Source organism: Caldimonas hydrothermalis (assembly GCF_056746695.1).
Map to the genome: position 1 here is coordinate 1 of NZ_JBWQXA010000024.1, position 5,697 is coordinate 5,697.

A 5,697-nucleotide genomic window follows, 5' to 3' on the forward strand; every position below is an offset into this window, starting at 1 on the left:
CCGAGTGCTTGACAAGGAAATCGAAATCTTGCAATAATCTCGGTCTTCGCTGATCACTGATTAGCGACGCAAACGAAGCGATGGTTTTGTTTGTGTGGTGGGTTCTTTAACAAGATACAGCCGATAAGCGTGGGCGTTTGGAGGCGAATGCCTTGAGGGAAGTTGAAAGACTTTCCGCAAACGCTCACGGAAGCAGAAGTGAAGTTCACTTCAATTCCGTGATGAGTTTTTAAAGATCGAACTGAAGAGTTTGATCCTGGCTCAGATTGAACGCTGGCGGCATGCTTTACACATGCAAGTCGAACGGCAGCGGGTCCTTCGGGATGCCGGCGAGTGGCGAACGGGTGAGTAATGCATCGGAACGTACCCAGTCGTGGGGGATAACTACTCGAAAGAGTAGCTAATACCGCATACGACCTGAGGGTGAAAGCGGGGGACCGCAAGGCCTCGCGCGATTGGAGCGGCCGATGTCGGATTAGCTAGTTGGTGGGGTAAAGGCTTACCAAGGCGACGATCCGTAGCTGGTCTGAGAGGACGACCAGCCACACTGGGACTGAGACACGGCCCAGACTCCTACGGGAGGCAGCAGTGGGGAATTTTGGACAATGGGCGCAAGCCTGATCCAGCCATGCCGCGTGCGGGAAGAAGGCCTTCGGGTTGTAAACCGCTTTTGTCAGGGAAGAAAAGCTCTGGGCTAATACCTCGGAGTGATGACGGTACCTGAAGAATAAGCACCGGCTAACTACGTGCCAGCAGCCGCGGTAATACGTAGGGTGCGAGCGTTAATCGGAATTACTGGGCGTAAAGCGTGCGCAGGCGGTTGTGCAAGACAGATGTGAAATCCCCGGGCTTAACCTGGGAACTGCATTTGTGACTGCACGGCTAGAGTGTGGCAGAGGGGGATGGAATTCCGCGTGTAGCAGTGAAATGCGTAGATATGCGGAGGAACACCGATGGCGAAGGCAATCCCCTGGGCCTGCACTGACGCTCATGCACGAAAGCGTGGGGAGCAAACAGGATTAGATACCCTGGTAGTCCACGCCCTAAACGATGTCAACTGGTTGTTGGGGATTCATTTCCTCAGTAACGAAGCTAACGCGTGAAGTTGACCGCCTGGGGAGTACGGCCGCAAGGTTGAAACTCAAAGGAATTGACGGGGACCCGCACAAGCGGTGGATGATGTGGTTTAATTCGATGCAACGCGAAAAACCTTACCTACCCTTGACATGCCAGGAACCCTGCAGAGATGTGGGGGTGCTCGAAAGAGAGCCTGGACACAGGTGCTGCATGGCCGTCGTCAGCTCGTGTCGTGAGATGTTGGGTTAAGTCCCGCAACGAGCGCAACCCTTGCCATTAGTTGCTACGAAAGGGCACTCTAATGGGACTGCCGGTGACAAACCGGAGGAAGGTGGGGATGACGTCAGGTCCTCATGGCCCTTATGGGTAGGGCTACACACGTCATACAATGGCCGGTACAGAGGGCTGCCAACCCGCGAGGGGGAGCCAATCCCAGAAAACCGGTCGTAGTCCGGATCGCAGTCTGCAACTCGACTGCGTGAAGTCGGAATCGCTAGTAATCGCGGATCAGCATGTCGCGGTGAATACGTTCCCGGGTCTTGTACACACCGCCCGTCACACCATGGGAGCGGGTTCTGCCAGAAGTGGGTAGCCTAACCGCAAGGAGGGCGCTTACCACGGCAGGGTTCGTGACTGGGGTGAAGTCGTAACAAGGTAGCCGTATCGGAAGGTGCGGCTGGATCACCTCCTTTCTGGAAGAAGCCAAGGCACTGGGTGCTGGGCCTGCGCAAGCGGGTCTGCACGCAGCCGGCCTGGCGATCGCAGAAGAGGCATTCCAATTCAAGCGCCCACACTTATCGGCTGTAGCTGTTGAGAGGCAACAGAGAGTGGAACGTGAGCCGGCGCGATGGCCGAGCGCACATGAGCGGCGCCGTTCGGGCAGGCCCTGCGGTTCACGCAAGGACAACGCGAGGGTCTGTAGCTCAGTCGGTTAGAGCACCGTCTTGATAAGGCGGGGGTCGTTGGTTCGAATCCAACCAGACCCACCACCGCGCGTTTGACGTGCGACGGGGGATTAGCTCAGCTGGGAGAGCACCTGCTTTGCAAGCAGGGGGTCGTCGGTTCGAACCCGTCATCCTCCACCACCCATCCACGCAAGAAAGTGCCGAGCGCTCATGCGAGTGTCCTGTGAGGGCATTGGCGTGAGCGATTCGCAAGGATCGGCTGTTGTTCTTTAACAATTCGTAGAGTCGAATCAGCGTTGTTGCTGGAGGCGCCGAACGAGAGTTCGAAGGGGCGCATCCGTGCCAGCAACAACATTTGATTGCGTCACCAGACTTCAGCTTGAAGCGATTCAAAGCTTGAAGGACGGCACAACGCGACATACTCATGACATCGATTGTCAAGATCGATGCGTCCTTGACGACGTGCACGGCAGTGGACGTCAAAGTTATAGGGTCAAGTGACGAAGTGCATGTGGTGGATGCCTTGGCGATTACAGGCGATGAAGGACGTGATAGCCTGCGATAAGCTTCGGGGAGCTGGCAAATGAGCTTTGATCCGGAGATTTCCGAATGGGGAAACCCACCCGCAAGGGTATCGCACACTGAATACATAGGTGTGTGAGGCGAACCGAGCGAACTGAAACATCTAAGTAGCTCGAGGAAAAGACATCAACCGAGATTCCGAAAGTAGTGGCGAGCGAAATCGGAGGAGCCTGCACGTTTTAGCCATCGACTTATCAGAACGGTCTGGAAAGGCCGGCCATAGTGGGTGATAGCCCCGTATGAGAAAAGTGGGTGGTGGAACTAGGCGTGCGACAAGTAGGGCGGGACACGTGGAATCCTGTCTGAAGATGGGGGGACCATCCTCCAAGGCTAAATACTCGTAATCGACCGATAGTGAACCAGTACCGTGAGGGAAAGGCGAAAAGAACCCCGGGAGGGGAGTGAAATAGATCCTGAAACCGCATGCATACAAAAAGTCGGAGCCTCGCAAGGGGTGACGGCGTACCTTTTGTATAATGGGTCAGCGACTTACATTCAGTGGCGAGCTTAACCGAGTAGGGAAGGCGCAGGGAAACCGAGTCCGAACAGGGCGTTCAGTCGCTGGGTGTAGACCCGAAACCAGGTGATCTATCCATGGCCAGGATGAAGGTACCGTAACAGGTGCTGGAGGTCCGAACCGACTAGTGTTGCAAAACTAGCGGATGAGCTGTGGATAGGGGTGAAAGGCTAAACAAACCTGGAAATAGCTGGTTCTCTCCGAAAACTATTTAGGTAGTGCCTCAAGTATTACCGTCGGGGGTAGAGCACTGTTTAGGCTAGGGGGTCATGGCGACTTACCAAACCTATGCAAACTCCGAATACCGATGAGTAGAGCTTGGGAGACAGTGCACCGGGTGCTAACGTCCGGACACGAGAGGGAAACAACCCAGACCGCCAGCTAAGGTCCCCAAAATTGGCTAAGTGGGAAACGAAGTGGGAAGGCTAAAACAGTCAGGATGTTGGCTTAGAAGCAGCCATCATTTAAAGAAAGCGTAATAGCTCACTGATCGAGTCGTCCTGCGCGGAAGATGTAACGGGGCTAAGCCAGTTACCGAAGCTGCGGATGTGCGCGCAAGCGCACATGGTAGGAGAGCGTTCTGTAAGCCTGTGAAGGTGGCTCGTGAGGGCTGCTGGAGGTATCAGAAGTGCGAATGCTGACATGAGTAGCGTTAAAGGGGGTGAAAAGCCCCCTCGCCGTAAGCGCAAGGTTTCCTACGCAACGTTCATCGGCGTAGGGTGAGTCGGCCCCTAAGGCGAGGCAGAGATGCGTAGCTGATGGGAAACAGGTCAATATTCCTGTACCGATGTGTAGTGCGATGTGGGGACGGAGAAGGTTAGCTCAGCCGGGTGTTGGATGTCCCGGTTCAAGCCTGTAGTCATGGCCCTTAGGCAAATCCGGGGGTCTGAGATGAGGGGTGATAACGAGGCTGCTTGCAGCCGAAGTGAGTGATACCCTGCTTCCAGGAAAAGCCACTAAGCTTCAGCTACACACGACCGTACCGCAAACCGACACTGGTGCGCGTGATGAGTATTCTCAGGCGCTTGAGAGAACTCTGGAGAAGGAACTCGGCAAATTGACACCGTAACTTCGGAAGAAGGTGTGCCCTCAGTAGGTGAAGTTGTACAGACGGAGCCCAACGGGGTCGCAGAGAATCGGTGGCTGCGACTGTTTAATAAAAACACAGCACTCTGCAAAGACGAAAGTCGACGTATAGGGTGTGACGCCTGCCCGGTGCTGGAAGATTAAGTGATGGGGTGCAAGCTCTTGATCGAAGTCCCAGTAAACGGCGGCCGTAACTATAACGGTCCTAAGGTAGCGAAATTCCTTGTCGGGTAAGTTCCGACCTGCACGAATGGCGTAACGATGGCCACACTGTCTCCTCCAGAGACTCAGCGAAGTTGAAATGTTTGTGATGATGCAATCTCCCCGCGGAAAGACGGAAAGACCCCATGAACCTTTACTGTAGCTTTGTATTGGACTTTGAACAGATCTGTGTAGGATAGGTGGGAGGCTTTGAAGCGGTGCCGCCAGGTGCCGTGGAGCCGACGTTGAAATACCACCCTGGTGTGTTTGAGGTTCTAACCTAGGCCCCTGAATCGGGGTTGGGGACAGTGCATGGTGGGCAGTTTGACTGGGGCGGTCTCCTCCCAAAGCGTAACGGAGGAGTTCGAAGGTACGCTAGGTACGGTCGGAAATCGTGCTGATAGTGCATAGGCAAAAGCGTGCTTGACTGCGAGACTGACAAGTCGAGCAGGTAGGAAACTAGGACTAAGTGATCCGGTGGTTCTGTATGGAAGGGCCATCGCTCAACGGATAAAAGGTACTCTGGGGATAACAGGCTGATACCGCCCAAGAGTTCATATCGACGGCGGTGTTTGGCACCTCGATGTCGGCTCATCTCATCCTGGGGCTGTAGCCGGTCCCAAGGGTATGGCTGTTCGCCATTTAAAGAGGTACGTGAGCTGGGTTTAAAACGTCGTGAGACAGTTTGGTCCCTATCTTCCGTGGGCGCTGCAAGATTGAGGGAGCCTGCTCCTAGTACGAGAGGACCGGAGTGGACGCACCTCTGGTGTACCGGTTGTCACGCCAGTGGCATTGCCGGGTAGCTAAGTGCGGAAGAGATAACCGCTGAAAGCATCTAAGCGGGAAACTCGTCCCAAGATGAGTCTTGCCGGGGCCTTGAGCCCCCTGAAGGGTCGTTCGAGACCAGGACGTTGATAGGCTGGGTGTGGAAGCGCAGTAATGCGTTAAGCTAACCAGTACTAATTGCCCGTGCGGCTTGACCCTATAACCTTGATGTTCCCACACGAACCCAAGGCCAAGAGTCAGTCCCGTTGTGCCCCCCAAGGTGCACGCAATCAAATCTGCTGATCGCCCGTTCCAAACAAACAGGCGTCGACTCTGCGAATCGGCCAGGCTGAGACCCCATGCACAACAACCCCTCAGCCCGGCAACCAGTTATGCCTGACGACCATAGCGAGGTGGTCCCACTCCTTCCCATCCCGAACAGGACAGTGAAACGCCTCAGCGCCGATGATAGTGCGGTCTCCCGTGTGAAAGTAGGTCATCGTCAGGCTACATCCCTCCAACCCCCACCACCTACCAAGGCGGTGGGGGTTTGTTTTTGATCAG

At 55.1% G+C, this 5,697-nt stretch carries 2 tRNA genes and 3 rRNA genes; all 5 read left to right on the forward strand.

What is annotated here, in order from left to right:
* Positions 1–238: 238 nt before the first annotated feature.
* Positions 239–1,769, forward strand: a 16S ribosomal RNA gene (locus AC1ECW_RS16100).
* Positions 1,770–1,989: 220 nt separating this feature from the next.
* Positions 1,990–2,066: transfer RNA gene (locus AC1ECW_RS16105), tRNA-Ile, on the forward strand.
* Positions 2,067–2,086: 20 nt separating this feature from the next.
* Positions 2,087–2,162: transfer RNA gene (locus AC1ECW_RS16110), tRNA-Ala, on the forward strand.
* A gap of 311 nt (positions 2,163–2,473) precedes the next feature.
* A 23S ribosomal RNA gene (locus AC1ECW_RS16115) occupies positions 2,474–5,352 on the forward strand.
* Positions 5,353–5,528: 176 nt separating this feature from the next.
* Positions 5,529–5,641: ribosomal RNA gene (gene rrf, locus AC1ECW_RS16120) — 5S ribosomal RNA — on the forward strand.
* The 16S, 23S and 5S rRNA genes sit together here with 2 tRNA genes alongside, the layout of an rRNA operon.
* Positions 5,642–5,697 lie beyond the last annotated feature (56 nt).